General features: G+C 73.3%; 19 protein-coding genes and 1 tRNA gene. 10 read left to right on the top strand and 10 right to left on the bottom strand.

Features of this window, described 5'->3' with window-relative positions; translation table 11 throughout:
- Positions 1 to 69: 69 nt before the first annotated feature.
- Positions 70 to 1734: a dynamin family protein gene (locus K7472_RS16750; protein WP_222978746.1), complete on the bottom strand. Its 1665-nt coding sequence runs from the start codon at positions 1732 to 1734 to the stop codon at positions 70 to 72.
- A gap of 365 nt (positions 1735 to 2099) precedes the next feature.
- Here K7472_RS16750 and K7472_RS16745 point away from each other — a divergent pair.
- The 4 genes from K7472_RS16745 (at position 2100) to K7472_RS16730 (ending at position 3972) form a co-directional block, all read left to right on the top strand.
- Positions 2100 to 2172 (top strand) — tRNA-Arg (locus K7472_RS16745).
- A 202-nt stretch (positions 2173 to 2374) separates the two neighbouring features.
- Positions 2375 to 2935 carry a TetR/AcrR family transcriptional regulator gene (locus K7472_RS16740; RefSeq protein WP_222978744.1) on the top strand — a complete coding sequence of 187 codons (561 nt, stop codon included), beginning with the start codon at positions 2375 to 2377 and terminating at the stop codon, positions 2933 to 2935.
- 44 nt (positions 2936 to 2979) lie between these two features.
- Complete coding sequence (locus tag K7472_RS16735; protein ID WP_222978742.1) at positions 2980 to 3606, top strand: DUF4865 family protein; 627 nt, start codon at positions 2980 to 2982, stop codon at positions 3604 to 3606.
- Positions 3607 to 3771: 165 nt separating this feature from the next.
- A complete protein-coding gene (locus tag K7472_RS16730; RefSeq protein WP_222978741.1) occupies positions 3772 to 3972 on the top strand; it encodes a MarR family transcriptional regulator in 201 nt (66 codons plus the stop codon).
- 37 nt (positions 3973 to 4009) lie between these two features.
- Here K7472_RS16730 and K7472_RS16725 read toward each other — a convergent pair whose 3' ends face one another.
- Complete coding sequence (locus K7472_RS16725; protein WP_222978739.1) at positions 4010 to 4762, bottom strand: DedA family protein; 753 nt, start codon at positions 4760 to 4762, stop codon at positions 4010 to 4012.
- A gap of 169 nt (positions 4763 to 4931) precedes the next feature.
- Here K7472_RS16725 and K7472_RS16720 point away from each other — a divergent pair, with 169 nt between their 5' ends.
- Positions 4932 to 5180, top strand: a complete 249-nt coding sequence (locus K7472_RS16720; protein ID WP_222978737.1) for a heavy-metal-associated domain-containing protein — start codon at positions 4932 to 4934, stop codon at positions 5178 to 5180.
- Between the two features lie 23 nt (positions 5181 to 5203).
- Here K7472_RS16720 and K7472_RS16715 read toward each other — a convergent pair whose 3' ends face one another.
- From K7472_RS16715 to recD2, 3 genes are all read right to left on the bottom strand, one after another.
- On the bottom strand, positions 5204 to 6043 hold the full coding sequence (locus K7472_RS16715) for an SDR family NAD(P)-dependent oxidoreductase (protein ID WP_252395719.1): 840 nt from the start codon (positions 6041 to 6043) through the stop codon (positions 5204 to 5206).
- 589 nt (positions 6044 to 6632) lie between these two features.
- The gene (locus tag K7472_RS16710; protein WP_222978735.1) at positions 6633 to 7922 is read right to left on the bottom strand and encodes a citrate synthase; all 1290 of its coding nucleotides are present in this window, start codon (positions 7920 to 7922) and stop codon (positions 6633 to 6635) included.
- Positions 7923 to 8044: 122 nt separating this feature from the next.
- Entirely contained in the window at positions 8045 to 10291 is a 2247-nt protein-coding gene (recD2, locus tag K7472_RS16705; RefSeq protein WP_252395718.1) for an SF1B family DNA helicase RecD2, read from the bottom strand.
- Between the two features lie 428 nt (positions 10292 to 10719).
- Here recD2 and rbsK point away from each other — a divergent pair, with 428 nt between their 5' ends.
- The gene (gene rbsK, locus K7472_RS16700; RefSeq protein WP_308013948.1) at positions 10720 to 11640 is read left to right on the top strand and encodes a ribokinase; all 921 of its coding nucleotides are present in this window, start codon (positions 10720 to 10722) and stop codon (positions 11638 to 11640) included.
- Between the two features lie 378 nt (positions 11641 to 12018).
- Here rbsK and K7472_RS16695 read toward each other — a convergent pair whose 3' ends face one another.
- The 3 genes from K7472_RS16695 to K7472_RS16685 all read right to left on the bottom strand — a co-directional run bounded on the left by K7472_RS16695 (position 12019) and on the right by K7472_RS16685 (position 15433).
- Entirely contained in the window at positions 12019 to 12897 is an 879-nt protein-coding gene (locus tag K7472_RS16695) for a sugar phosphate isomerase/epimerase family protein (protein WP_222978723.1), read from the bottom strand.
- The gene (locus tag K7472_RS16690) at positions 12894 to 14021 is read right to left on the bottom strand and encodes a dihydrodipicolinate synthase family protein (protein ID WP_308013946.1); all 1128 of its coding nucleotides are present in this window, start codon (positions 14019 to 14021) and stop codon (positions 12894 to 12896) included. Before K7472_RS16690 ends, K7472_RS16695 begins: the two co-directional genes overlap by 4 nt.
- Positions 14022 to 14275: 254 nt before the next feature.
- On the bottom strand, positions 14276 to 15433 hold the full coding sequence (locus tag K7472_RS16685) for a Gfo/Idh/MocA family protein (RefSeq protein ID WP_222978719.1): 1158 nt from the start codon (positions 15431 to 15433) through the stop codon (positions 14276 to 14278).
- Between the two features lie 203 nt (positions 15434 to 15636).
- Here K7472_RS16685 and K7472_RS16680 point away from each other — a divergent pair, with 203 nt between their 5' ends.
- The 3 genes from K7472_RS16680 to K7472_RS16670 all read left to right on the top strand — a co-directional run bounded on the left by K7472_RS16680 (position 15637) and on the right by K7472_RS16670 (position 18609).
- Positions 15637 to 16749 carry a LacI family DNA-binding transcriptional regulator gene (locus K7472_RS16680; protein ID WP_222978716.1) on the top strand — a complete coding sequence of 371 codons (1113 nt, stop codon included), beginning with the start codon at positions 15637 to 15639 and terminating at the stop codon, positions 16747 to 16749.
- A 136-nt stretch (positions 16750 to 16885) separates the two neighbouring features.
- Positions 16886 to 17821 carry a bifunctional helix-turn-helix transcriptional regulator/GNAT family N-acetyltransferase gene (locus tag K7472_RS16675; RefSeq protein WP_222978715.1) on the top strand — a complete coding sequence of 312 codons (936 nt, stop codon included), beginning with the start codon at positions 16886 to 16888 and terminating at the stop codon, positions 17819 to 17821.
- Positions 17818 to 18609 carry a sugar phosphate isomerase/epimerase family protein gene (locus K7472_RS16670; RefSeq protein ID WP_222978714.1) on the top strand — a complete coding sequence of 264 codons (792 nt, stop codon included), beginning with the start codon at positions 17818 to 17820 and terminating at the stop codon, positions 18607 to 18609. Before K7472_RS16675 ends, K7472_RS16670 begins: the two co-directional genes overlap by 4 nt.
- Positions 18610 to 18631: 22 nt before the next feature.
- On the opposite strand, the gene K7472_RS16665 is transcribed toward K7472_RS16670, so the two are convergent.
- On the bottom strand, positions 18632 to 22381 hold the full coding sequence (locus K7472_RS16665; protein ID WP_252395747.1) for an ABC transporter ATP-binding protein: 3750 nt from the start codon (positions 22379 to 22381) through the stop codon (positions 18632 to 18634).
- Between the two features lie 265 nt (positions 22382 to 22646).
- On the bottom strand, positions 22647 to 23615 hold the full coding sequence (speB, locus tag K7472_RS16660) for an agmatinase (RefSeq protein WP_222978710.1): 969 nt from the start codon (positions 23613 to 23615) through the stop codon (positions 22647 to 22649).
- Positions 23616 to 23807: 192 nt separating this feature from the next.
- Between speB and K7472_RS16655 the strand changes: the two genes are divergently transcribed.
- Complete coding sequence (locus K7472_RS16655) at positions 23808 to 25313, top strand: PucR family transcriptional regulator (RefSeq protein WP_222978709.1); 1506 nt, start codon at positions 23808 to 23810, stop codon at positions 25311 to 25313.
- Positions 25314 to 25328 lie beyond the last annotated feature (15 nt).

Genomic DNA, 25328 nt, shown 5'->3' with positions numbered 1-25328 from the left:
CAGGCACACACCTCACGCATCTCGCTCATCGCCCAACCCGCCACATACCGCGGCCGTTTGCGGCCGTTTTCAGTACAACCCATCAGAAAATCCGCTCATCACCTCCGCGCTCTCCCGCCGCTCCCGCGATCGCGTCCAGCACTTGCGCAGCACCGAGTGCTGGCTGACCAGTGCCGCCTGCTGGCCGGGCGCGACGTCGAGCGCGTCCAACGGCACGAGCCGCGCGATGCGTTCGCCGTCCATCAGCTCCTCCAGCAGGCAGTCGAGTTCGTGCCGCGCCCGGTCCCGCATGCGTACGGCGGCCTGCCCGCCCAGCAGTCGCGCCAGCCGTTCCCCGGCGCCGTCCGCGCGCCCGGCGCCCAGCAGCGCGGTGCCGAGCAGAGCGGCGACGTCCTCCGGGTCGGCCGGAACGCGCATCCCGTCGCGGGCGAAGCGCACCTCCTCGTACGCGAGATCGGTGAGCGCGGTGCGCCAGCGTTCCACCGCGCGGCCGATGCGGACCGCGACCTGACGCGGTTCGGCGTCGTACGACGGCGCGGCCGAGCCCGCCCGGTCCCGGCGCCAGCTCGCGGCCGCCGTCTCGTCCGCCGCCGCCACCGCGGTCCGCAGCAGCGTCGCGAGCCCTTCGGCGAGCGCGCCCTGCAACGCCTCGGGACCGCAGGCCGGGTACCCCCGCCACAGCGCCTGCGCCTGCCCGGACAGCACCTCGCCGTCGCGCACGGCGTCGGCGACGAGGTCGGCGGCGCCGGTGTACGCGGCGGCGACGTGGCCCGACAGGCGGACGACGGCGGCGTGTTGGGCGGCGGAGGCTCCGGCCAGCGCGGGCATCCGGGTGCGCAGGGAGTCCAGCACGCCGTCCGCGGTCCGGTGCGCGGCGACGTGCCGTGCGGCCGGGTCCTGCGCGCAGTGCCGCAGCCAGTCGGCGAGTTGGGCGACCGCGGTACGCGGCAGCAGCCCGCCGCCGTCCGCCGACTCGGGCAACTCCGGCACGGTGAACCGGGGGACGTCGCCCAGCCCGGCCCGCGTCAGGAGCGCCGCGTAGTGGTGCGAGACCTCGGCGGCGATCTGGTGCGGCACCCGGTCGAGCACGGTGCCGAGGGTGACGTCGTACTCCTTGGCGGAGCGCAGCAGGTGCCACGGGAGCGCGTCGGCGTAGCGGGAGGCGGTGGTCACCAGGATCCAGATGTCGGCGGCGCACAGGAGCTCGGCGGCGAGTTCGCGGTTGGCGCCGACGAGCGAGTCGATGTCGGGCGCGTCCAGCAGCGCGATGCCGGGCGGCAGCGAATCGGCGACTTCCAGCCACAGGGCGGGCCGTTCGCGGCGCGCGGGGGTGTCGTCACCGCGGGCGTCGGCGGTGTCCGCGTCGACGCGCGTCAGCCCGGGCAGCACCCGTGTGTCCGCGAACCACTCACGGTCGTGCGGGTGACAGACCAGCACCGGTGTGCGGGTCGTCGGCCGCAGCACCCCCGCCTCGCTGACGCGGCGTCCGACCAGCGAGTTGACCAAGGTGGACTTGCCCGCGCCGGTCGACCCGCCGACGACGGCGAGCAGCGGCGCCCCGGGCGAACGCAGCCGGGGCATCAGGTAGTCGTCGAGCTGATCGAGCAACTCGCACCGTGTCCGGCGGGCTCGCGCCGCGCCCGGCAGCGCCAGCGGAAAGCGCGCGGCGTCGACTCGTTCGCGCAACACCGTCAGCGCGTCAATCAACTCGGGCCGTACGTCGAGGATCGCCACATGCGAAGAATGACCGAATTTGAGATTGTTTTGAAGCACACCCGCCGCCCACGAGCCGACCAGGACCCATGCGGCTGAGCGCTGTGAGCCAGCTGTGACCGGAGGGTCGCTTGCGCCCCGGGCATAACGAGTGCACAACACCCGGCCCAGGAGGCGTGAAAAGCGGTGCGGGATTCGGACTCCCCTGCGATTATCAGATCGCTTCACCGAACCTACACATCGTGGTACGGAGGTGAAGCAACCGGTATGGCGTCCGCAGCGCTCTATCCTTGTCCCCGGCAAGGTCAAGGACCCGCCGAGCCCACAGGCCCGGTCGGCCCCCAGCCCCAGGGTCAAGGACCAGCCCGCGCCGCGGCCGCGTCCCGGCCCCCGTAGCTCAGTGGATAGAGCAGGCGCCTTCTAAGCGCTTGGCCGCAGGTTCGAGTCCTGCCGGGGGCACACACCGCTCTCCCACCAGGGGTTTCACCTCGGCGCCCCCTTCATCTGGCGCACGCATAGCGCCAATTGACCAAGCGCACCGTCGCGCCTCTGGCCTCGTACGGCGTCACGGTCGCCCCGGTCGGCCACCCCGCCCGCACGTCGACATCTGCCCGCGCCGACTCACCTTGATTCTGTACCTACCAGTATGTACGGTCGCCTCATGGACACCGCCGACCGGCTGATCGAGAGCACCCGCGAACTTCTGTGGGAGCGCGGCTACGTGGGCACCAGCCCCAAGGCGATCCTCCAGCGCTCGGGAGCCGGACAGGGCAGCATGTACCACCACTTCACCGGCAAGCCGGACCTCGCGCTGGCAGCGGAGCGCCGGACCGTGGACGAGATGCGCGCGACCGTCGACGCGCTGCTGTCCGGGCCGGGGACCGCGCGGGAGCGGATCGCCGTCTACCTGCGCAGGGAGCGCGACGTGCTGCGCGGCTGCCCGGTCGGCCGGCTCACCATGGACCCCGACGTCGTGGCGAGCCCCGAACTGCGCGCCCCTGTCGAGGAGTTGTTCACCTGGCTGCGGGGACGGCTGACCGCCCTGGTCGCCGAGGGGCAGGCGTCCGGCGAGTTCGCGCCGGGCCTCGACCCGGCCGACACCGCGGCGGCGATCGCGGCCACGTTGCAGGGCGGCTACGTGCTGGCCCGCGCCTCGGACTCGGTCGAGCCGTTCGACCGCGCGGTCTCCGGCATCCTCGCCCTGCTCGGGCCCACTCCGTGACGGACCGGCCGCGCCGCCACCACTCCACCTCCTCAGGGGGACCCGTGTACGCCATGCAGTACGAACTCACCCTGCCCGCCGACTACGACATGGGGATCATCCGGCGCCGGATGGCGACCAGGGGCCCGGCGCTCGACGACTTCCCCGGGCTCGGCTTCAAGGCCTACCTCGTCCGCGACCGCGCCGACGGCTCGCCGGTGAACGCGTACGCACCCTTCTACCTCTGGCACGACACCGCCGGCATGAACCGCTTCCTGTGGGGCGGCGGCGGATTCCAGGGCATCGTCCGGGACTTCGGCCGCCCGGCGGTGCGGCACTGGACGGGCGTCGGCCACGAACCGGGGCCGGACCGGGCGGCGACGCCGACGACCGCCGTACGCCACACCGAGCCGGTGCCAGAGGGCGCGGACCTCGCCGAGCTGGCGGAACGCGAACTCGCCACGCTCCGGCGACGGGCGGCCGAACCGGGCACCCACTCGGTCACCCTGGCCATCGACCCGTACCGCTGGGAACTGGTCCGCCTCACCCTGCGGACGGGCGACCCGGCGGCGGCCGTCGTCACGGTCACGAAGGAGGCCACACAGGAGGCGGGGGCCGGGGCGACCGCGTACGAGGTGCTGCACCTGAGCAGGCCGGGGCTCGACGACCTGCCGACGGGACGGCACTGGTAGGCGCTCCCCCGTTCCCCCCGGCGGCTCGTACCCGGCGCGGAATGTCACCGTTACGCCGGGTCTCCGTCACAGGTGATCAACAGCGGCGGGTGGTGACGATGCGTTCCACCCGGAAGGCGGAGGGTGACTGATCGACAGCCGCTGCCCTTCTGGGAGGTGCGAGAGATGGCCGACCGGACCCTGTGGTCCTACGCGCAGATCGCCGCTCACATCCGTGTGCGGATCGACACCGTGCGCTCCTATCGCAAGCATGGCCTGCTACCCGAACCGGACGTCGTGGAGGGCGGAAAACCCATGTGGTACGCGGACACCATCAGGACGTGGAGCGCGCGCAGGCCGGGCAACCGGTCCCGGCGCGATTCGTGACGACAACCCCCTGAGCGCGCGCCCGGCGCGCTCCGGCTCACGGTCCCGTCTGCCCCGCGCGATCCGCGACGGGCCAGGCGGGACCGGCCTCCGGAGCCCCCACGGCACCCGGCGCCGGGACACCGGCCGCCGAACGGGTCACGGTGCGGGACGGCGTACGGGCCGCGGTACGGGCCTTGCGGCGGGCGACGGCCTGCACGAGACCGCCCACCGTGGCGACCGCCGCAGACACGCCGAGGCCGAGGCCGAGCGCGTAGAGCGAGTTGGCGGTGGCCCGGCCGCCGAGGTAGCCGATGCCGACCGAGTAGGCGGCCCAGATCGCCTCGGCGATCGAGGCGCCGACGAGGTAGCGGCGGGCCGGGTAGCCGACGACGCCCGCGGCGAGCCCGCCGACCAGCCGCCCGCTGGGCAGGAAGCGGCAGCCCGCGACGAACGGGACGCCGTACCGCTGTATCCGGTCGGCCGCCCAGTCGAAGAGCTGACGGCGGCGGCCGCCCCGGTAGACCCTGCCGAGCACCGGCCCGCTCAGGGCGCGCCCGGCGCGATGGATGAGCAGGTCACCGGCGAGCGCGGACCCCGCGACCACCAGCAGCACGAACACGATGTCCAGCCTCCCGCGCGCGGCCAGCACGCCACCGGTCACCAGCAGCGCGGCGTTCGGCACGAGGGGCGGAGCCGTAGTGACGGCCAACGCGAGGTAGGCCCACAGCGTGTCGTCCGCCATGTGCCGGGCAAGGGTGGACGTGAAGTCCAGCGAGTCCAGTACCGACACAGTTGATGAAACGCCCATACCACCGCCCTTCATTCCGGCACCCGGCGGGATTCCGGCACCGGACGAGCCGCACCCCGACACCGAGCCGCGTCCCGACACGCCGCGGTCGTGGCGCCGATCACCGCGATGGATACCCCCAGGGGGTATGGTGAAGGAGTTACGACCCGCACTTCCCTAAGGACGTTCCATGACCGCCAACGAGTCCAGCGCCCCGGCCGTCGACACCGTCACCGTCGCCTACAGCGTCTCCGGCATGAGCTGCGGCCACTGCGAGAAGGCGGTGAGCGAGGAGCTGTCCGCGCTGCCCGGCGTGGTCTCCGTCGCCGCCGACGCCAAGGCCGGCCGGGTCTCGGTGACCGCGACCGCCGTGCTGTCCGACGACGCCGTGCGCGCCGCGATCGACGAGGCGGGCTACGAGCTCACCGGCCGCGCCTGACTCCTTCCGGTCGCGGAGCCCGGTCAGCGGCCGAGGAGTTCGCCTCCGTTGCACTGGAGGATCTCGCCGGTGACGAACCCCGCCTCCGGTGACGCCAGGAAGACCACGGCGGCGGCGACGTCCGCCGGGCGGCCCACCCGGCCGACCAGCGTGCGTCCCGCCCGCCGGGTCAGCTCGGCCTCGTTGAGCCGGGAACCGAAGAACTCCGTTCCCGCGACCGTGCCCGGCGCGACGATGTTGCAGGTCACGCCCTGCGGGCCAAGCTGCGCCGCCAGCGAGTGGTTCCAGGCGTGCAACGCGGCCTTCGACGCGCCGTACGACCCGCCGCCGCGCAGCGCGGCCAACGACGTGACGGTGATGACCCGGCCGCGCTCCGGGGTGAGGCGGTCGCGTACCGACTCGGTGAGCAGCACGGCGGTCAGCACGTTGCGTTCGAAGTCGCCGCGCCAGCGGGCCAGCACGGCGTGCGGACCCGGGCCCGCGGCGGCCTCGCGGCTGCCCGCGTTGTTGACCAGGACGTCGATGCGGTGCGGCAGCCTGCCGAGCACGGTCTCGACGTCGTCGGGGTCGGCCAGGTCGCAGACGACCGGCGCGACAGCCCGGCCGTGCGCCGCCGTCAACTCCGCCGCCGCGGACGCCAGCACCTCGCGGCGCCGCCCCACGATCACCACGTCGTCCCCCGCCGCCGCGAACCGCCCGGCGATCGCACGGCCGATGCCTGTGCCGCCTCCGGTGACCACGACGGTGCGCGGGCCGTCCGGGGCCCGGTCGTGCGACGGGGACACGGCTTCGGCGGCCGTGGAGGACTCGCCGTCCACCTCGACCACCGCACCCGCCATGCCGACCGTCTCGTTCTGCGCCATACGTTCCGCCCGCCCCAACACCCGCTCCCGACTGGGCGTTTAACGCTACGCGATGGCCTTCGCGGGCCCGGCGCAGGGTGCCGTCCCACCGAACGGCATCGACGGGGGTCGTACATCTGGCGTATGCCGTGGGGATTTGGCAGCGTCCGGCGCCCGATCAAGGGAGACCTAGATCACACTCTTGGCAACGTAACCATGGAGGGGGGTCGTTGGTCTAACCGAACGATCACCGGGCTCCCGGCGGACCCGGTGACGACGAGGACGTGCCGTCTTGGGGGATGGCGTGTCCGCGTGGCCGGGGCGAAGTGCCCGGAGAGCTTGAGCGGCCCTCCCGGACTGTTTCGTCCCGGCATGGCGCGAGCGGCCGTGGGCCGCGCGCACTGAGACGCCCGGTACGGACCCGTGGGGGGATCCGCTTCCGGGACCCAGAGCGCCCCGCGCCGGACCCGTGGGGGGATCCGGCCCGGGGCGCTCGTTTCATCTCTCGCGGGCCGCGACTCTTGCGGGCCGCGGACAGCGGCTCATTCCGGGCCGCGGCCGGTGTCGGCGGACCGCCCTCGGCCCGCCTGCCCGCTTCGGCGTATTCGGGTCAGCGGGACTCGACCGGCACGTAGTCGCGCAGGTCCACGCCCGTGTAGATCTGGCGCGGGCGGCCGATGCGGGAGCCCGGCTCCTTGATCATCTCGTGCCACTGGGCGATCCAGCCGGGCAGCCGGCCGAGCGCGAACAGCACGGTGAACATCTCCGTCGGGAAGCCCATCGCCCGGTAGATCAGACCGGTGTAGAAGTCCACGTTCGGGTAGAGCTTGCGGCTGACGAAGTAGTCGTCGCTGAGCGCGTGCTCCTCCAGCTTGAGCGCGATGTCCAGCAGCTCGTCGGACTTGCCGAGCGCGGAGAGGACGTCGTGCGCCGCCGCCTTGATGATCTTCGCCCGGGGGTCGAAGTTCTTGTAGACCCGGTGGCCGAAGCCCATGAGCTTGACGCCGTCTTCCTTGTCCTTCACCTTGCGGATGAAGGTGTCGACGTCGCCGCCGGTGGCCTTGATGCTCTCCAGCATCTCCAGCACGGCCTGGTTGGCGCCGCCGTGCAGCGGGCCCCACAGCGCGTTGATACCGGCCGAGATCGAGGCGAACATGTTCGCCTGCGACGAGCCCACCAGGCGCACGGTGGAGGTCGAGCAGTTCTGCTCGTGGTCCGCGTGCAGGATCAGCAGCTTGTCGAGCGCGGCGACCACGACCGGGTCGAGATCGTAGTCCTGCGCCGGGACCGAGAAGGTCATCCGCAGGAAGTTCTCGACGTAGCCCAGGTCGTTACGCGGGTAGACGAACGGGTGACCGACCGACTTCTTGTACGCGTACGCGGCGATCGTCGGCAGCTTGGCCAGCAGCCGGATCGTCGAGAGGTTGCGCTGCTTCTCGTCGAACGGGTTGTGGCTGTCCTGGTAGAACGTCGACAGCGCGCTGACCACCGAGGACAGCATCGCCATCGGGTGCGCGTCGCGCGGGAAGCCGTCGTAGAACCGCTTGACGTCCTCGTGCAGCAGCGTGTGCTGCGTGATGTCGCTCTTGAACGAGCTGAGCTCGTCGACGGTGGGCAGCTCACCGTTGATGAGCAGGTAGGCGGTCTCGAGGAACGACCCGCGCTCGGCGATCTGCTCGATGGGGTAGCCGCGGTAGCGCAGGATCCCCTGCTCGCCGTCGAGGAACGTAATCGCGGACTTGTAGGCCGCGGTGTTCCCGTAACCGCTGTCCAGGGTGACCAGCCCGGTCTGGGCCCGCAGCTTGCCGATGTCGAAGCCCTTGTCACCAACGGTGCTCTCGACCACCGGGTAGCTGTATTCGCCGTCCCCGTACCGCAGTACTACAGAGTTGTCGCTCACGTCATCCCTCACCGACGTTGTGCCTCTTCTTCGAGGTGCCCTGACTGCTTCTACCTTCCCCCATTTGCCGCACAAACGTGCACCCGGGGTCAGCCAGACGGTCGCTCGGTGGCACGCAGTGCCTATCCTCCCCCTTCCCGGGCCGGTTCCACACCTCGGAGCGCGCCGCGCAACCGGTGGTCCAAGGCCGTGAAGCGGCGACCCGCCGACACCGTGCGCACCGCCTGGCCCAGCGCCCGCCGCGAGCCCACCAGCACCACGAGCCGTTTCGCCCGGGTCACGGCGGTGTAGAGCAGATTGCGCTGCAACATCATCCACGCCCCGGTCGTGACGGGTATCACCACCGCCGGGTACTCACTGCCCTGCGAACGGTGGATGGTCACCGCGTAGGCGTGCGCCAGTTCGTCCAGCTCGTCGAAGTCGTAGTCGACCTCCTCGTCCTCGTCGGTGCGCACGGTCAGGCGCTGCTCCTCGACGCTCAGCGCGGTGACCACGCCGACCGTGCCGTTGAAGACCCCGTTCGCGCCCTTGTCGTAGTTGTTGCGGATCTGGGTGACCTTGTCGCCGACCCGGAAGACCCGGCCGCCGAAGCGGCGCTCCGGCAGGTCGGGGCGGGCCGGGGTGACGGCCTGCTGGAGCAGTCCGTTCAGCGTGCCCGCGCCGGCCGGGCCTCGGTGCATCGGCGCCAGCACCTGTACGTCCCGCCGCGGGTCGAGGCCGAAGCGGGCCGGGATGCGCCGGGCGACGACGTCCACCGTGAGCCGGCCCGCCGCCTCCGTGTCCTCCTCGGCGAAGAGGAAGAAGTCGGGCAGGCCCTGGGTGATCGGCGGCACGCCGGAGTTGATCCGGTGCGCGTTGGTCACCACGCCGGACTGCTGCGCCTGCCGGAAGATGCGGGTCAGGCGCACCGCGGGCACCGGCGAGCCGTCCGCCAGCAGGTCGCGCAACACCTCGCCCGCACCCACGCTCGGCAGCTGGTCCACGTCGCCCACGAAGAGCAGGTGAGCGCCCGGCGGCACGGCCTTGACCAGCTTGTTCGCCAATATCAGGTCCAGCATGGAGGCCTCGTCGACCACCACCAGGTCGGCGTCGAGCGGCCGGTCGCGGTTGTAGGCGGCGTCGCCTCCGGGCTTGAGCTCCAGCAGCCGGTGCACGGTGGACGCCTCGGCGCCGGTCAGCTCTGCCAGCCGCTTGGCGGCCCGGCCGGTCGGCGCGGCCAGCACCACCTTGGCGCCCTTCGCCTTCGCCAGCGTCACGACCGACTTCACCGTGAACGACTTGCCGCAGCCCGGCCCTCCGGTCAGCACGGCGACCTTCTCGGTGAGCGCCAGCCGCACCGCCTGCTCCTGCTCGGGCGCGAGGTCGGCACCGGTGCGGTCCGCGAGCCAGGCCAGCGCCTTGTCCCAGGCCACGTCCCGGAAGGCGGGCATCCGGTCCTCCGGGCCGCGCAGCAGCCGCAGCACCTGCGCGGACAGCGAGATCTCCGCGCGGTGGAACGGCACCAGGTAGACCGCCTGCACCGGCTCCCCGCCCTCGGGATCCGGCACCCGCTCGCGGACCACGCCCTCCTCCTCGACCAGCTCGGCGAGGCAGTCGATGACCAGGCCCGAGTCCACCTGGAGCAGCTTGACGGCGTCGGCGATCAGCCGCTCCTGGGGCAGGAAGCAGTTGCCGCCGTCGGTCGCCTGGGACAGCGCGTACTGGAGCCCCGCCTTGGCGCGGTCGGGGCTGTCGTGGGGTATGCCGACGGCCTGCGCGATCCGGTCCGCGGTCAGGAAGCCGATGCCCCAGACGTCGGCGGCCAGGCGGTAGGGCTGGTTCCTGACGACGGAGATCGAGGCGTCCCCGTACTCCTTGTAGATCCGCACGGCGATCGAGGTGGACACCCCGACGCCCTGGAGGAAGACCATCACCTCCTTGATCGCCTTCTGCTCCTCCCAGGCCAGGGCGATCTTCTTGGTGCGTTTCGGCCCCAGGCCCGGGACCTCGATCAGCCTCTTCGGGTCCTGCTCGATCACGTCCAGGGTGTCGGTGCCGAAGTGCTCGACGATGCGGTCGGCGATCCGCGGGCCGACGCCTTTGATCAGGCCGGAGCCGAGATAGCGGCGGATGCCCTGGATCGTGGCGGGCAGGACCGTCGTGTAGTTCTCCACCGTGAACTGCTTGCCGTACTGCGGGTGGGAGCCCCAGCGGCCCTCCATCCGCAGCGACTCGCCGGGCTGCGCGCCCAGCAACGCGCCGACCACGGTGAGGAGTTCGCCGGCGCCCCGGCCGGTGTCGACGCGGGCGACGGTGTAGCCGTTGTCCTCGTTGGCGTACGTGATCCGTTCCAGGACGCCCTCGAGGACGGCCATGCGGAACTCGCCCATCGCGAGCCTCCTTTCGCGGTCGACGACCGTCCGGGTGGACGATCGCGGTCGGTGTGGGTCTGCCGGTCGGGACCGCATCCCGGGGGGCTGATGCGGGCCCGGTTCCGCGGTGCGGGCCCGGTTCCGCGGTGCGGCTCCGATGAAGTGATCCGACCGTACCGCCGCCGACCGACATCGCGGGGGCCCTGTGGATAACCTCGTAACGGGACATGACAGGCGTGGATCGGTCGGAGGGCACGGCCCCGCGAGCGAGTGGTCGGGGCAGGGCTCCTGCGGGGCCACGGTTGGGCCCGCGGGGGCAAGGCTGGGCCTGCGCGAGGCGAGGCCGGGCCCGCTTGAACAAGGAACGGCCCCCGCGGCCAAGAATCGGACCGGACACGTCGGAACCGGACACGTCGCCATCGGACCCCGACAGGCAGGAGGTACCCGTGCCCGCTGACGGCTTCGACCTGCTCGTCGTCGGATCGGCCAACGCGGATCTGGTGGTCGGCGTGGAGCGCAGGCCCGCCGCGGGCGAGACCGTGCTCGGTTCCGACCTGGCGACCCATCCCGGCGGCAAGGGCGCCAACCAGGCAGTCGCGGCGGCGCGTCTGGGCGCCCGCACGGCCCTGCTGGCCAGGGTCGGCGACGACGCCCACGGCCGACTGCTGCTCGAAACGCAGTGCTCCAGCGGCGTCGACGTGTCGGGCGTGCTGGTCGGCGGAGCGCCGACCGGGGTCGCGCTGATCACCGTGGACCCGGCCGGCGACAACAGCATCGTCGTCTCCCCCGGCGCCAACGCCCGTCTGACCCCCGAGGACGTCCGGGCCGCCGGGAGGTCGTTCGACGCCGCGCGCGTGGTGTCGCTCCAGCTGGAGATCCCGCTCGACACGGTCGCGGAGGCGGTGAGGGCGGCGGTACGGGCCGGGGCGCGCGTCGTCCTCAACCCCTCACCGCCCGCCGCACTGCCCGCCCAAGTGCTGGCGGCGTGTGACCCGTTGGTACTCAACGAGCACGAGGCCCGGCTGCTGCTCCGGGACGATCCCGCGTCGGCACAGGACACGCCGGAAGCGTGGGCGGAGGCGCTGGCCCGGCTCGGACCGCGGTCCGTCGTCGTCACACTGGGCGGCTCCGGCGCGCTCGCGGCGCGTTCCGGCGGGGCGGCCGTCCGCATCCCCGCGCCGCACGTCCGCGCCGTCGACACCACGGGAGTGGGGGACGCCTTCACGGGCGCGCTGGCCTGGCGTCTGGCGCGCGGGGCGGAGTTGGAGGAAGCCGTGGAGTACGCGGTACGGGTCGGCGCGGCGGCGGTGACCCGGGCGGGGGCGCAGGAGGCGTTTCCTACAGAGGGCGAAATCGCGGGGGCCTAGCGGTGCCCGCCGCGCGGCTCACGTTGGGGGAACGCGCGGTGCGTCGGGGAACACTCCGCGCGCCGAGGCGAGAACGGCTCGTGGTCGGGGCGAGAACGGCCCTGAAGGCGGAAGGGGTCCGGCAGTGGCCGGACCCCTTCGCGTTTCCCCCCATCGGTTCCCCGAGCCCCCCTCGGGAACCTCATGACCAGTACGACACCGCACGTAGCCGGATGGTTGCACCCAGCTTCCAAGATTTTTTCGCGAGGTTCGTCTCCTCGGTACCCGGCACCCCGTCCCCGACCCCTGAGCGCCTGAGCTCCGACCGCCTAAGCGTCCGACCGCCCGACCGCCTGAGCGCCCGACCGTCCAAGCGCCCGCGCGCCTGCAAGGGCGAACTCAGAGGACGAAGTCCCGGAAGCGTCGTGCCGTTTCGGCCACCACCTCGCCCCCCGGCCGTTCCCACAGCGCGGGATTGAAGACCTCGACCTCGATCGGGCCGTCGTAGCCCGCGCGGTCGACCAGTTCGCGCAGGCCCCGCAGGTCGACGCAGCCGTCGCCCAGCTGGCCCCGGCCGAGCAGGGCACCCTCCGGCAACGGCGTCACCCAGTCCGCGAGCTGGAACGCGGCGATCCGGCCGTCGGCGCCGGCGCGGGCGATCTGCTGCGGGGTCCGGTCGTCCCACCACACGTGGTACGAGTCGACGACCACCCCGACGCGTTCGGAGGGGAAACGTTCCGCGAGGTCGAGCGCCTGGGCGAGGGTCGAGACGACGCAGCGGTCGGACGCGAACATGGGGTGCAGGGGCTCGATCGCCAGCCGGATCCCCATGTCGGTGGCGTACGGGACGAGTTCGGCGACGGCGTCGGCGACGCGTTCCCGGGCGGCGGTCAGGTCGCGCTCCCCCGGCGGCAGGCCACCGGAGACGAGGACGAGGGTCGAGGTGCCGAGGCCCGCTGCCTCGTCGACGGCGGCGTGGTTCGAGGCGAGGGCGGCTGCCCGCTCGGCGGGGTCGACGGCGGTGAAGAAGCCGCCCCGGCACAGCGAGGTGACGGTCAGACCGGCCTCCCGCACCGCCCTGGCCGCCCGCGCGACCCCGAACTCCCGGACCGGGTCCCGCCACAGGCCGACCCCCTGGATGCCGAGCACCGCGCAGGCCTGGACGAGCTCGGGGACGGAGAGCTGCCGCACGGTCTCCTGATTGACACTGAGTCGAGTGAACCCCTGATCACTTGGTTGACCAGGGCCTTCCGCAGGCCCCCGATTGTCAGTGGTCACTGATTGACTCCATGGAGAGAGAGGAGGGATGCCATGCGGGAACGAGCCAGCCCCGGATCGGGGAAGAGGCCCAGCCCGTCCGCGAGCTGGTAGGCGCGGGCCAGGTGCGGGAGTGATCGGGCGGAGTGCAGGCCGCCGACCATGGTGAAGTGCGACTGGTGCCCGGCGAGCCAGGCGAGGAGCACCACTCCCGTCTTGTAGTGACGGGTCGGGGCCCGGAAGAGATGGCGGGACAACTCAACAGTGGAGTCGAGCAGAGCCCGGAAGCCCTTCCGGTCGCCCGCGCCGAGGAGGCGCAGCGCCTCGGCGGCGGCCGGTGCGAGTGGGTCGAAGGCCCCGAGCAGGGCATGGCTGAACCCCTGGTCGTCACCGTCGATCAGCTCGGGGTAGTGCAGGTCGTCCCCCGTGTAGCAGCGGACGCCGTCCGGCAGGCGCCGACGCAGGGCGATCTCGCGGTGCGCGTCGAGGAGCGAGACCTTGACGCCGTCCACCTTCCCCGGATGCGCGGCGATGACAGCGAGGAACGCCTCGGTCGCCGCGTCGAGTTCGGTGCTGCCCCAGTAGCCGGTCAGCGCCGGGTCGAACATCGGGCCCAGCCAGTGCAGGACGACCGGTCCCGAGCACTGGCGCAGCATCTCCCCGTAGACCTCGGCGTAGTCGTCGGGCCCGGCGGCCAGGGCGGCGAGGGCGCGGGATGCCATGAGGACCGGCTGCGCGCCGCAGTCCTCCACGACGGCGAGCTGTTCCTCGTACGCGGTGACGACCTCGGACAACGTGCGGGCCGGGGCGGCGAGTTGGTCGGTGCCGACGCCGCAGGCGATGTGTCCGCCGACCGCCTTCGCCTCGGCGGCGGAGCGGCGGACCAACTCGCGGGCGGCGGCCCAGTCCAGGCCCATGCCGCGTTGCGCGGTGTCCATCGCGTCGGCGACACCGAGCCCGAGGGCCCACAGATGACGGCGGAAAGCGAGCGTCGCGTCCCAGTCGACGGCGGCGGGGGCATCCGGATCCCCCACCGTGCGGAAGGGGTCGGCGACGACATGCGCGGCGGCCAGCAGCACGCGGGGAAGGGGCGGTTGGGCTGCGGGGCCCTCGTCCCCCGGCGACGCGGTGTCCTGCGCCGACACCCGTCCTCCCGACACCCGTCCTCCCGGCGCCGCGACGTCCTGCGCCGCCCCCTGCGGCCGCCCTCCTCCCGACGCCGCCGTACCGCCCTCCGCCGCATCGTCCGAGCCCGCACCCTCCGGCCACGCACCCGCCGCCGCGCCCTCCGCCCCACCACCCCGCGCCGCCGCCCTCCGCCGCACGTACGGCGCCGGATCATCGCGCGGGACGTACACCCGCAGGCGTCCCCGCTCGTCGGGCAGAGCGATCCCCGGGGTCACCGGGTCAGCTCGGGGACGTCGAGGCGGCGGCCCTCCGCCGAGGAGCGCCGGCCGAGTTCGGCGAGCTGGACGCCGCGGGCCCCGGCCAGCAGGTCCCAGGACCAGGGGCCGTCGGCGGCGACGTGGCGCAGGAAGTGTTCCCACTGCTCCCTGAAGGCGTTGCCGAAACCGCCGGGTTCGTTGTCGGGGACCTGCTGCCACTGCGCGCGGAAGCGGTCGGCGGGCGGGCCGTCCGGGTCCCAGGCCGGCCTCGGGGTGGCCGAGCGGTGCTGGACGCGGCAGTCGCGCAGGCCGGCGACGGCGGAGCCGTGGGTGCCGTCCACCTGGAGTTCGAGGAGCTCGTCGCGGTGGACCCGCACCGCCCAGGAGGAGTTGAACTGGGCGACGGCGCCCGAGGCGAGCTGGAAGATCCCGTAGGCGGCGTCGTCGGCCGTCGCCTCGTAGGGCTCGCCGTCCTCGTCCCAGCGGCGCGGGACGTGGGTGGTGCTGAGCGCCTGGACGGAGGTCACGCGGCCGAACAGTTCGTGCAGCACGTAGTCCCAGTGCGGGAACATGTCGACGGTGATGCCGCCGCCGTCGCGGACGCGGTAGTTCCAGGAGGGGCGTTGAGCGGGCTGCCAGTCGCCCTCGAAGACCCAGTAGCCGAACTCGCCCCGCACCGACAGCACGCGCCCGAAGAATCCGCCGTCCACCAGGCGGCGCAGTTTGCGCAGGCCGGGCAGGAAGAGCTTGTCCTGCACCACGCCGTTGCGCACCCCCGCCTCGCGGGCCAGGCGGGCGAGTTCGAGGGCCTCCTCGAACGACGTGGCGGTGGGCTTCTCGCAGTAGACGTGCTTGCCGGCGGCGATGGCGCGGCGCACGGCGGGCACCCGGGCGGAGGTCACCTGGGCGTCGAAGTAGACCTCGACGGCGGGGTCGGACAGCACGGTGTCCAGGTCGGTGGACCAGTGGTCGAGACCGTGGCGGTCGGCGAGTTCCCTCAGGGCGGTTTCGCGGCGGCCGACGAGCAACGGCTCGGGCCACAGGACGGTGCCGTCGCCGAGCCGGAGTCCGCCCTGCTCGCGGATGGCCAGGACGGAACGGATCAGGTGCTGGCGGTAGCCCATGCGGCCGGTGACGCCGTTCATCGCGATGCGGACGGTCCTGCGGGTCACGTCGGGTCCTCTCCGTCGTCGCTGCCGCCTGCCCGCAATGCCCCGTAGCAAGCGCTTTCCGTCCGGCTACGCTAGCGATCCCCGAAAGGACACTTCAAGAGGTCGTGCCAATGGCGGAAACCGGCGCGCCCCCGCTGAGTCCTTCCGGCCGTACGGCACGTATGACGTGCGGTGGAGAGAACGAGTACGGAGGAAGTACGACGATGACCACGACCCTGGCCGATGTGGCGGCGCGCGCGGGGGTGTCCTCCGCGACGGTCTCCCGTGTGCTGAACGGCAATTACCCGGTCGCCGACCACACCCGCGAACGGGTGCTGCGGGCCGTGGAGGACCTGGAGTACGTGGTCAACGGGAACGCCAGGGCGCTGGCGGCGGCGACGTCGGACCTGGTCGGGGTGCTCGTCAACGATGTCGCGGATCCGTTCTTCGGCATCCTGGCCAGCGCCGCGCAGGCGGAGATAGCCCGCGGCGGTGACGCCGATGAGCAGGGGCGGGCGGGCGCGCCGGGTGGCGGCAAGCTGGCCGTGGTCTGCAACACGGGCGGTTCGCCGGAGGCGGAGTTGACCTATCTGACCCTGTTGCACAGGCAGCGGGCGGCGGGCGTCATCCTCACCGGCAGCGCGGTGGAGGGCTCCGACACCGACGCGATCGCCGACCGGCTGGCCCGGCTGGCGGCATCGGGGACGCGGGTCGTGCTGTGCGGGCGGCCACCCTTGCCGGCCGGGCCCTTCGAGGAAGGGGCGGGCGAGCCGGAGGGCGGCAACCCGGTGATGACGCTGGGGTTCGACAACCGCGGCGGCGCCGAGCAGTTGACCCGGCATCTGATACGCCTCGGGCACCGCCGCATCGGGTGTGTGGCGGGACCGGTCGACCGCACCACCACCCGGCACCGCCTGGAGGGCCACCGCAACGCGCTGGCGGCGTACGGGCTGGCGCGCGAGTGCGGCGGGCTGACCGCGTACGGGTACTACGACCGGTCCAGCGGCCACCGCGCCGCGCGCGAACTCCTCGACCGCTGCCCCGGCCTGACCGCGATCGTGGCCGCCAACGACACGGTGGCGCTCGGCGTGATCGCGGCGCTGCGCGAGCGGGGGTTGCAGGTGCCGCGGGACGTGTCGGTCACCGGTTTCGACGATCTGCCGTTCAGCGTGGACGCGACGCCGGCGCTCACCACGGTGCGGCTGCCGTTGCACGAGGCGGGGGCGCGGGCGGGGCGGCTGGTCATGGGGCGCGAGACGACGCCGGGCGGTGGAGTGGCACTGGTGGAGGGCGAGTTGGTGATACGGGAGTCCACCGCGCCCCCGCGCGAAAGCTGACCACCCAGTGCCCCCTGCGCGCCCCCGGGAGCGCGCCCCTCACTTCCGCGTAAGCCCTGTCGGGCGGACCCACCCCCGACATACCCTTGTCGGAGACAACGGTGTGACAACCGATTTCCGAAGGGTGGGCTCTCCCATGACCGCGAAGGACGCCCCCTGGCTCGGCCCCACGGTCGACGCGATCCGCTCGTTCAACCGCTTCTACACCAGCCTGATCGGCGCGCTCGACTACGCCGGCCGCCTCGGCACCCCGTACTCGCTCACCGAGGCCCGGGTGCTGTACGAGCTGAACCAGCAGGAGCGCACGGCGGTGCCGCGGCTGCGCGAGACCATCCGCGCCGAGGCCGCGCACCTGAGCCGGGTGCTGGCACGGCTGGAGAAGGCGGGGCTGGTGGTGCGCGAGGAGCATCCCACCGACCGCCGGGTGCACCTGGTGCGGCCGACCGCGGCCGGGCGGGAGGCGGCGGCGCTGCTGGACGAACGTTCCTGGGAGGCGGTCGGCGACCTGGTGGCGCGGCTCGGCGAGGGCCAGCGCCGGAGACTGACCGAGGCGCTGCGGACCGCGCAGGAGGTGCTGTCGCGCCCCAGGGTGGGCACGGTGGTGCTGCGCGGCCCGCGCCCCGGGGACCTGGGCTGGGTGATCCGGGCCAACGGGGCGCTGTACGCCGAGCAGTTCGGGTGGAACGAGGAGTACGAGGCGCTGGTCACCCGGATCGTGGGGGACTTCGCGAGTGGGCACGATCCGGCTCGCGAGGCGCTGTGGATCGCCGAGTTCGACGGCGAGCCGGTCGGGTGTGTGATGTGCGTGCGGGAGAGCGACGAGACGGCGCGGCTGAGGCTGCTGCTGGTGGCGCCCACGGCGCGGGGGAACGGCGTCGGCGACCGGTTGGTGAGCCAGTGCGTGTGTTTCGCGCGGCAGGCGGGGTACCGGGAGATCGTGTTGTGGACCAATGACGTGCTGGCGGCGGCCCGGAAGATCTATGAGCGGCACGGGTTCGAGCTGGTGGCGGAGAAACCCCACCACAGCTTCGGCAAGGACCTGATGGGACAGGACTGGGTGATGACACTGTGAGGCTCGCGTTCTCCACTCTCGGCGTGCCCGGACTGCCGGTGGAGCAGGTGGTCGGGCTGGCGCGCGAACACGGCTTCCACGGCGTGGAGTTGCGCGCCGACCGGGACGAGGAGCCGGTGCACGCCGGGCTGGACGGGGACGCGCGGGCCCGGGTGCGGGAGGTGTTCGGGGCCGCGGGGGTGGAGATCCTCTGCGTGGCCGCGTACACGCGGGTGGCGGCGCCCGGGGCGGACGATCCGGTGGTGGAGGACCTGCGGCGGCAGGTCGGGCTGGCGGGCGATCTGGGCGCGCCGTTCGTGAGGGTCTTCCCCGGCGGGAGTGGGCCGCAGGACGACGCGGTGGCGGCGCGGCGGCTGGCGGCGGCCGCGCCGTACGCCGCGGAGCGCGGAGTGCGGGTGCTGGTCGAGACGCATGACTCGCATCGCACGGCCGCCGATCTGGCGCGCGTGCTGGGGCCGGTCGGGCACCGGGCGGTGGGCGCGCTGTGGGACGTGCTGCACACCTGGCGCGGCGGCGAGGAGCCCGCCGCGTCGTATCCGGCGCTGGCGCCGTATCTGGGGTACGTCCAGGTCAAGGACGTCGCGTCGGCGGAGGAGTTGACGCCGTTGCCGTTGGGGCGCGGGGTGGTGCCGCTCGACGGGTGCGTGGAGGTGCTCAGCCGCGAGGGGTGGGACGGCTGGCTGTGCTGGGAGTACGAGAAGCGGTGGTATCCGCAGGCGGCCGGGTTGCCGGGGCTGCTGGACGCGGGGCGGGAGCATCTGATGCGGCTGCTGGGCGAGTTCGCGTAGGACGTCGGGGCGGGTCGGGCGGTCAGGCGGCGGTGTCGGCCGGTTCGCCCGCGAAGGTGCGCCACAGTTCGGCGTAGCGACCGTCGGCGGCGAGGAGTTCGGCGTGCGTGCCGTCCTCGACGACCCGGCCGTGGTCCATGACGACGACGCGGTCGGCGCGGGCGGCCGTGGTCAGGCGGTGGGCGACGACCAGGGTGGTCCTGCGCACCGCGAGGCGGTCGGCGGCGGCGTTGACCACGGCCTCGGTCGCCAGGTCGAGCGCGGCGGTCGCCTCGTCGAGCAGCAGCACGTCGGGGTCGACCAGTTCGGCGCGGGCCAGGGCGATGAGCTGGCGCTGTCCGGCGGACAGGTTGCGGCCGCGTTCGCCGACGCGGTGCAGGTAGCCGTCGGCGAGCGTGGCGATCATCTCGTGGGCGCCGACCGCGCGGGCGGCGGTTTCGACCTCGGCGTCGGTGGCGTCGGGACGGCCGTAGGCGATGGCGTCGCGGATGGTGCCGGGGAAGAGGTACGGCTCCTGGGGGACGACGCCGAGCCTGCGGCGGTAACCGGTCAGGTCGAGGTCGCGCAGGTCGAGGCCGTCGACGCGCACGGCGCCGCCGGTCGGGTCGTAGAACCGGGCGACGAGCTTGACCAGGGTGGACTTGCCGGCGCCGGTCTCGCCGACGAAGGCGACGGTCTGCCCGGCGGGGACGCGCAGGTCGATGCCGGCCAGTGCCTCCTCGCCGTCGCCGTAGGCGAAGTGGACGTCGTCGAAGGAGATCTCGCCGCGCAGGCCGGACGACGGTACCGGCACGGGGCGTTGGGGCAGCGGGGTCGTGGTGGGCAGGCGCAGGAGTTCGGCGATGCGGCCGAGCGAGACGGACGCCTGCTGGTAGCCGTCGAAGACCTGGGAGAGCTGCTGGACGGGTGAGAAGAACAGGTCGATGTAGAGCAGGTAGGCGACGAGGGCGCCGGCGGTCAGGGTGCCGTCACCGACCCGGCCGGCGCCGACGATCAGCACGAGGGCGGCGGCGACGCTGGAGAGGAACTGCACGAAGGGGAAGTAGACGGATATGTACCATTGGCCGCGCACCCGGGCCTGGCGGTAGGCGTCGGAGCGTTCCGCGAAGCGGCGGGCGCCGGCGCGTTCGCCACGGAACGCCTGGACGACGCGCAGGCCCGCCACGTGTTCCTGGAGGTCGGCGTTGACGACGCTCACCCGGTCACGGGCCAGGCCGTACGCGCGTACCGACTTGCGGCGGAAGACGATGGTGGCGGCGATCAGGGGCGGGAGGGTGGCGAAGACGACGAGGGCGAGTTCCACGTCGAGGGCGAGCAGGGCGACGAGGATGCCGAAGAAGGTCAGCAGGCTGACGACGGCGGTGACCAGGCCGGTCTGGAGGAACGAGCTGAGGGCGTCGACGTCGGTGGTCATGCGGGTCATGACGCGGCCGGTCAACTCGCGTTCGTAGTAGTCGAGTCCGAGGCGCTGGAGCTGGGCGAAGATCTTCAGGCGCAGGGAGTACAGGACGCGTTCGCCGGTGCGGCCGGTCATCTGGTTCTCGCCGACCTCGGCGGCCCACTGGACGAGGACGACCAGGAGGGCGAGGCCGGAGGCGGACCAGACGGCGCCGAGGGCGAGGCGGTCGACGCCCTGGTCGATGCCGTGCCGGATGAGGATCGGCAGCAGCAGGCCGCCCAGCGCGTCGGCCGCGACCAGGGCGAGGCTGATCAGGAGCGGGGCGGTGAAGCCGCGGAGCATGGCGCGCAGCCCGAAGTGCGGTTCGGCGGCGCGGACGGCGGTGTCGTCGATGTCGGGGGTGTCGGTCGCCGGGGGCAACGCGGCGACGCGGGCGAGCAGTTCGGGGGTGGCCGGCATCCCGGCGAGGGCACCCGCCATGCCGGGCCCGGCGGCAGCCGAGGCGGTCGCCACGCCGACCTGGCTCTCCCCTCGAGCGCCGCGATCGGACCTGGGCCACAGCTCGGGCGTGATCCCGTCGGCAGCCCGTCCCTCCGGCTCGGCCCCGCCCTCCCCCACGACCCGCACGCGCCCCGCCGGATCCGGCGACCACGCGTCGTCCCCAGCGAGTTCGTCCGGGTCGGTCAGCAGGCGGCGGTAGAGGGCGCAGCGCTCCTGGAGTTCGTCGTGGGTGCCGACGTCCACCAGGCGTCCGTGGTCGAGTACGGCGACGCGGTCGGCGAGGGCGAGGGTGGAGCGGCGGTGGGCTATCAGGAGGGTGGTGCGGCCGCGCATGACCTCGCGCAGGGCGTCGTGGATCTCCGCCTCGACGCGGGCGTCCACCGCGGAGGTGGCGTCGTCGAGCAGCAGGAGGCGGGGGTCGGTGAGGACGGCGCGGGCGAGGGCGACGCGCTGGCGCTGGCCGCCGGAGAGGGTGAGGCCCTGTTCGCCGACGACCGTGTCGTAGCCCTTGGGCAGGGCGGAGATGAAGCCGTGGGCCTGGGCGGCGCGGGCGGCGGCCTCGATCTCGGCGTCGGTGGCGTCGGGGCGGCCGTAGGCGATGTTGGCGCGGACCGAGTCGGAGAACAGGAAGCTGTCCTCGGGGACGAGGCCGATGGCGGCGCGCAGCGAGTCCAGGGTGAGGTCGCGCACGTCGGTGCCGCCGACCCGTACCGCGCCGCCGGAGACGTCGTAGAAGCGGGGCAGCAGCAGGGAGACGGTGGACTTGCCGGAGCCGGAGGCGCCGACGACGGCGAGCGTCTCGCCGGGTTCGACGCGCAGGCTGAGGTGCTCCAGTACCGGGCGGTCCGGGTCGTAGCCGAAGGTCACGTCGTCGAACTCGATGTCGGCGTCCGCGTCGCGCGGCAGTGCGCGGGCGTGAGGGGACTCGGTGATCCCCGGTTCGGTGTCGATCAGTTCGTAGACCCGCTCGACGCCCGCGCGGGCCTGCTGGCCGACGGTGAGCATCATGGTCAGCATCCGCACCGGGCCGGTGAGCTGGGCGAGGTAGGTGGAGAAGGCGACGAAGGTGCCCAGGGTGATCTGGTGGTGGACGGCCATCCAGCCGCCGAGGGCGAGCATGGCGACCTGCCCGAGCGCGGGGACCGCCTGGAGGGCCGGGTTGTAGCGGGCGTTGAGGCGTACGGTGCGCAGCCGGGCGGCGAACAGGCGCAGGCTGACGCGGCGCAGCTTCTCCTCTTCCTGCGTCTCCTGGCCGAAGCCCTTGACGACGCGGACGCCGGTGACCGCGCCGTCCACGACTCCGGCGACGGCGGCGGCCTCGCCCTGCGCGTACCAGGTGGCGGGGAAGAGCCGGGTGCGGCTGCGGTTGGCCAGGAACCACAGGGCGGGGGCGACGGCGAGCGCGATCAGGGTGAGCAGCGGGGAGAGCACCGCCATCACGACCAGGGACATCACGAACAGCAGCAGGTTGCCGAGCATGACGGGGATCATGAACAGCAGGCCCTGGATCAGCTGGAGGTCGCTGGTGGCGCGGCCGACCACCTGCCCGGTGTCGAGCGCGTCCTGCCGGGCGCCGTCGAGCCGCGAGATGGTGCGGAACATCGCGGTGCGCAGGTCGTACTGGACGTCGAGGGCGAGGCGTCCGCCGTAGTAGCGGCGCACGTAGGTGGAGGCGTAGACGGCGAGCGCGGCCACCACCATCAGCGAGGCCCACAGGCCGACGGAGCCGGTGTGCCCGGCGACGACGTCGTCGATGATCAGACGGGGCAGCAGCGGGACGAGCGCGGTGACGGCCATGCCGACGAGGGAGGCGCCGAGCGCGAGCAGGACCGCGTGGCGGTAGTGCCAGCTGTCGGCGGTGATGCGCCGCAGCCAGCCCTGGCCGGGGCGTCCGCCCGCGCTCCTCGCGCGGCCGTCGCCGGGCCCGTCCGGGCCCCCGGCGGGCCGTTCCGTCGTGCTCGCGGTCCGCGTCGTCGCCGCCACTCAGTGCCTCCCGTCGCGTCGGCCGCCACCCGGCCGCGCCCGGAAGGCTGCAACGCCGGGGGAAGCGGATTTCATCCGTCCGCAACAAAAAGCGGGTCCCAGGTCCGAGCCCGGTAGGGCGAAGGACCTAGGACCCGTGGGGGCGTGCGCGGGGTCAGCCCTCGCGGGACGCCGCGATCTGCCGGGACATGATCGTGGTCAGCTCGTACGCGGTGTGGGAGGCCGCGACCGAGGTGATCTCGGCGTGGTCGTAGGCCGGGGCGACCTCGACCAGGTCGGCGGAGACCAGGTGGCAGGAGGCCAGGCCGCGCAGGATCTCCAGCAGTTCGCGGGAGGTCAGGCCGCCCGCCTCGGGGGTGCCGGTGCCGGGCGCGTGGGCCGGGTCGAGCACGTCGATGTCGATGGAGATGTACAGCGGGCGGTCGCCGATGCGCTCGCGCAGCTGCTGGGCCACCTCGTCCACGCCGCGCCGCATGACGTCGGCGGAGGTGACGATGCCGAAGCCCATCTTCTCGTCGTCGGCGAGGTCCTGCTTGCCGTAGAGCGGGCCGCGGGTGCCGACGTGGGAGAGGGCGGAGGTGTCGAGGATGCCCTCCTCGACGGCCCGGCGGAACGGCGTGCCGTGGGTGTACTCGGCACCGAAGTAGGTGTCCCAGGTGTCGAGGTGGGCGTCGAAGTGCAGCAGGGCGACGGGGCCGTGCTTGCGGGCGACGGAGCGCAGCAGCGGCAGCGCGATGGTGTGGTCGCCGCCCAGCGTCATCAGCCGGGCGCCGCCGTCCAGCAGGTCGTCGGCGGCGGCCTGGACGGTCTCGACGGCCTCGTTGATGTTGAACGGGTTGACCGCGATGTCACCGGCGTCGGCGACCTGGGCGAGGGCGAACGGGGAGGCGTCCTGCGCCGGGTTGTAGGGGCGCAGCAGGCGGGACGCCTCACGGATGGCGTTGCCGCCGAAGCGGGCGCCGGGCCGGTAGGAGACGCCGCTGTCGAAGGGGACGCCGACGACCGCCACGTCGGCGGCGCCGACCTCGTCGATACGCGGCAGCCGCGCGAAGGTGGCGGGCCCGGCGTAACGCGGGACGCGGGAGGAGTCGACGGGGCCGCGCGGCCCGGTGCTGCTGGTCATGGTGGGTGTCCCCTTGGTCAACGTTGATCAATATTGATCAACGTGGGTCGGCGAGGTACGGGTGGACGTCGGGCGCCGGTGCGGGGCGAGGGCGGTCGGCGGCCGTCTCGATAGGAAACCCTAGGTCGCCGTGGGGCGACGCTGAAGTGTACGTTTCCTCCATATCGGAAGCCTTCGCTGAACGGTTCGTCCATGCCCGAGTTGACCCCGCCCACGCCCGCGGTGCCGTTGGCGGCGCTGCTGGACCACGCCGACCTGGGCCTGCGCAGGCTCGCCGGGCCTGATCCCGGGGGTGTCGCGGTGCGGTGGGTGCACGCGAGCGAGATGGCCGATCCGGTGCCGTACCTGCTCGGCGGCGAGCTGTTGCTGACGGCGGGCGTGCACTTTCCCCCGGAGGACGCGACGGGGGCGGCGGACGTGCTGGACGGATACGTGGCACGGCTGGCGCGCGGCGGGGTGGCGGCGCTGGGCTTCGGGGTGACGCCGGTGCTGGAGGAGACCCCGCGGGCGCTGCCGCGGGCCTGCGAGCGGTACGGGGTGCCGCTGGTCGAGGTGCCACCGGGGACGCCGTTCGCGGGGGTGGCGCGGGCGGTGTGGCAGTTGATGGCGCAGGCCAGGCACCGGGAGCTGCGGCGGGTGGCGCAGGCGCAGCAGGGGCTGGCGGCGGCCGCGGCGGCGCCGGACCCGGTGCCCGCGGTGCTGCGGCAGCTGGCCCGGCGGCTGGGCGCGCGGGCCTGCGTGCTGGGGTCGCGGAGGGAGGAGCTGTACGCGGCGGGGCCGGTGCCGCCGGACGACGTGGCGGAGGCGATGCGGGAGCTGGCCGGGGTCGTGCGGAGCGGGCGGGCCGGGGCGCCCACGACGGCGGCGGAGGCGGCGGGCGGACGGCGGCTGCTGGCGCACGCGCTGGGCGAGGGCGGGACGGCGGCACTGGTGCTGGCGATGCCGGAGGGCGGTGAGGCGGGCGGAGCGGCGATCGCGGGGGTGGCCGCCGTCCTGCTGTCGCTGCTGACCGCCCGCGACCTGGGCGCCGCCTCGGCCGATCGCACGTCCGCCCTGGTCAGGCTGTTGCTGGGAGCGGACTCCGAGACGGTCGCACCGCTGCTGTCCGGGGCGCCGGAGCCGTGGTGGACGGTGGTGCACGGCCACCGCCGCGACCCCGCCGACCCGTCGCCGCGCGCGTCCGCCGCCGCGCTGGCCGCCGCCCTCGGCAGCCCGCTGGCGGACGCGGAGGAGGGCGGGCCGGTGCGCGTGCTGGTGCCGGAGGAGACGGGGGCGCCTGGGCGTGAGCAGGTCGCGGTGCCGGGCTGGACGCTGGGGGTGAGCGCGCCGGCCAGGACCGCGGAGCTGCCCGGTGCGGACGCCCAGGCCGGGGCCGCGCTGCGCAGGGCGGTCGCCTCGCACACGGCGGTGGTACGGCACCGGGCGGCGGACGACGGTATCGGGGCGCTGCTGCCGCCGGAGGACGCGCGGGCGTACGCGGCGGCGCGGCTGGCGCCGGTGGCCGGTTCACCGGCGTTGCTGGAGACGTTGCGGACGTGGCTCGCGCTGCACGGCGGCTGGGACCGTACGGCGGCGGCCCTGCGGGTGCACCGCAACACCGTCAGGCAGCGCGTGGCGAGGGCCGCGGACCTGCTGGACGCGGACCTGAACGACCCCGACGTCCGAGCCGACCTGTGGCTGGCCCTGCGCCACCTGTAGGCGGTCGTGGCGAGG

Origin of the sequence: Streptantibioticus parmotrematis, from assembly GCF_019890615.1 — a bacterium.
In the GTDB taxonomy this organism is placed as follows: Bacteria; Actinomycetota; Actinomycetes; order Streptomycetales; family Streptomycetaceae; genus Streptantibioticus_D; species Streptantibioticus_D parmotrematis.
This window is presented reverse-complemented; position numbering and strand designations above follow the sequence as displayed.

Coding starts and splice junctions, on each gene's coding strand:
- K7472_RS16655 (WP_222978709.1), top strand. CDS start 23,808: ATGCCCGAGTTGACCCCGCCCACGCCCGCGGTGCCGTTGGCGGCGCTG.
- recD2 (WP_252395718.1), bottom strand. CDS start 10,291: ATGGGCGAGTTCCGCATGGCCGTCCTCGAGGGCGTCCTGGAACGGATC.
- K7472_RS16740 (WP_222978744.1), top strand. CDS start 2,375: ATGGACACCGCCGACCGGCTGATCGAGAGCACCCGCGAACTTCTGTGG.
- K7472_RS16720 (WP_222978737.1), top strand. CDS start 4,932: ATGACCGCCAACGAGTCCAGCGCCCCGGCCGTCGACACCGTCACCGTC.
- K7472_RS16715 (WP_252395719.1), bottom strand. CDS start 6,043: ATGGCGCAGAACGAGACGGTCGGCATGGCGGGTGCGGTGGTCGAGGTG.
- K7472_RS16725 (WP_222978739.1), bottom strand. CDS start 4,762: ATGGGCGTTTCATCAACTGTGTCGGTACTGGACTCGCTGGACTTCACG.
- K7472_RS16680 (WP_222978716.1), top strand. CDS start 15,637: ATGACCACGACCCTGGCCGATGTGGCGGCGCGCGCGGGGGTGTCCTCC.
- K7472_RS16730 (WP_222978741.1), top strand. CDS start 3,772: ATGGCCGACCGGACCCTGTGGTCCTACGCGCAGATCGCCGCTCACATC.
- speB (WP_222978710.1), bottom strand. CDS start 23,615: ATGACCAGCAGCACCGGGCCGCGCGGCCCCGTCGACTCCTCCCGCGTC.
- K7472_RS16675 (WP_222978715.1), top strand. CDS start 16,886: ATGACCGCGAAGGACGCCCCCTGGCTCGGCCCCACGGTCGACGCGATC.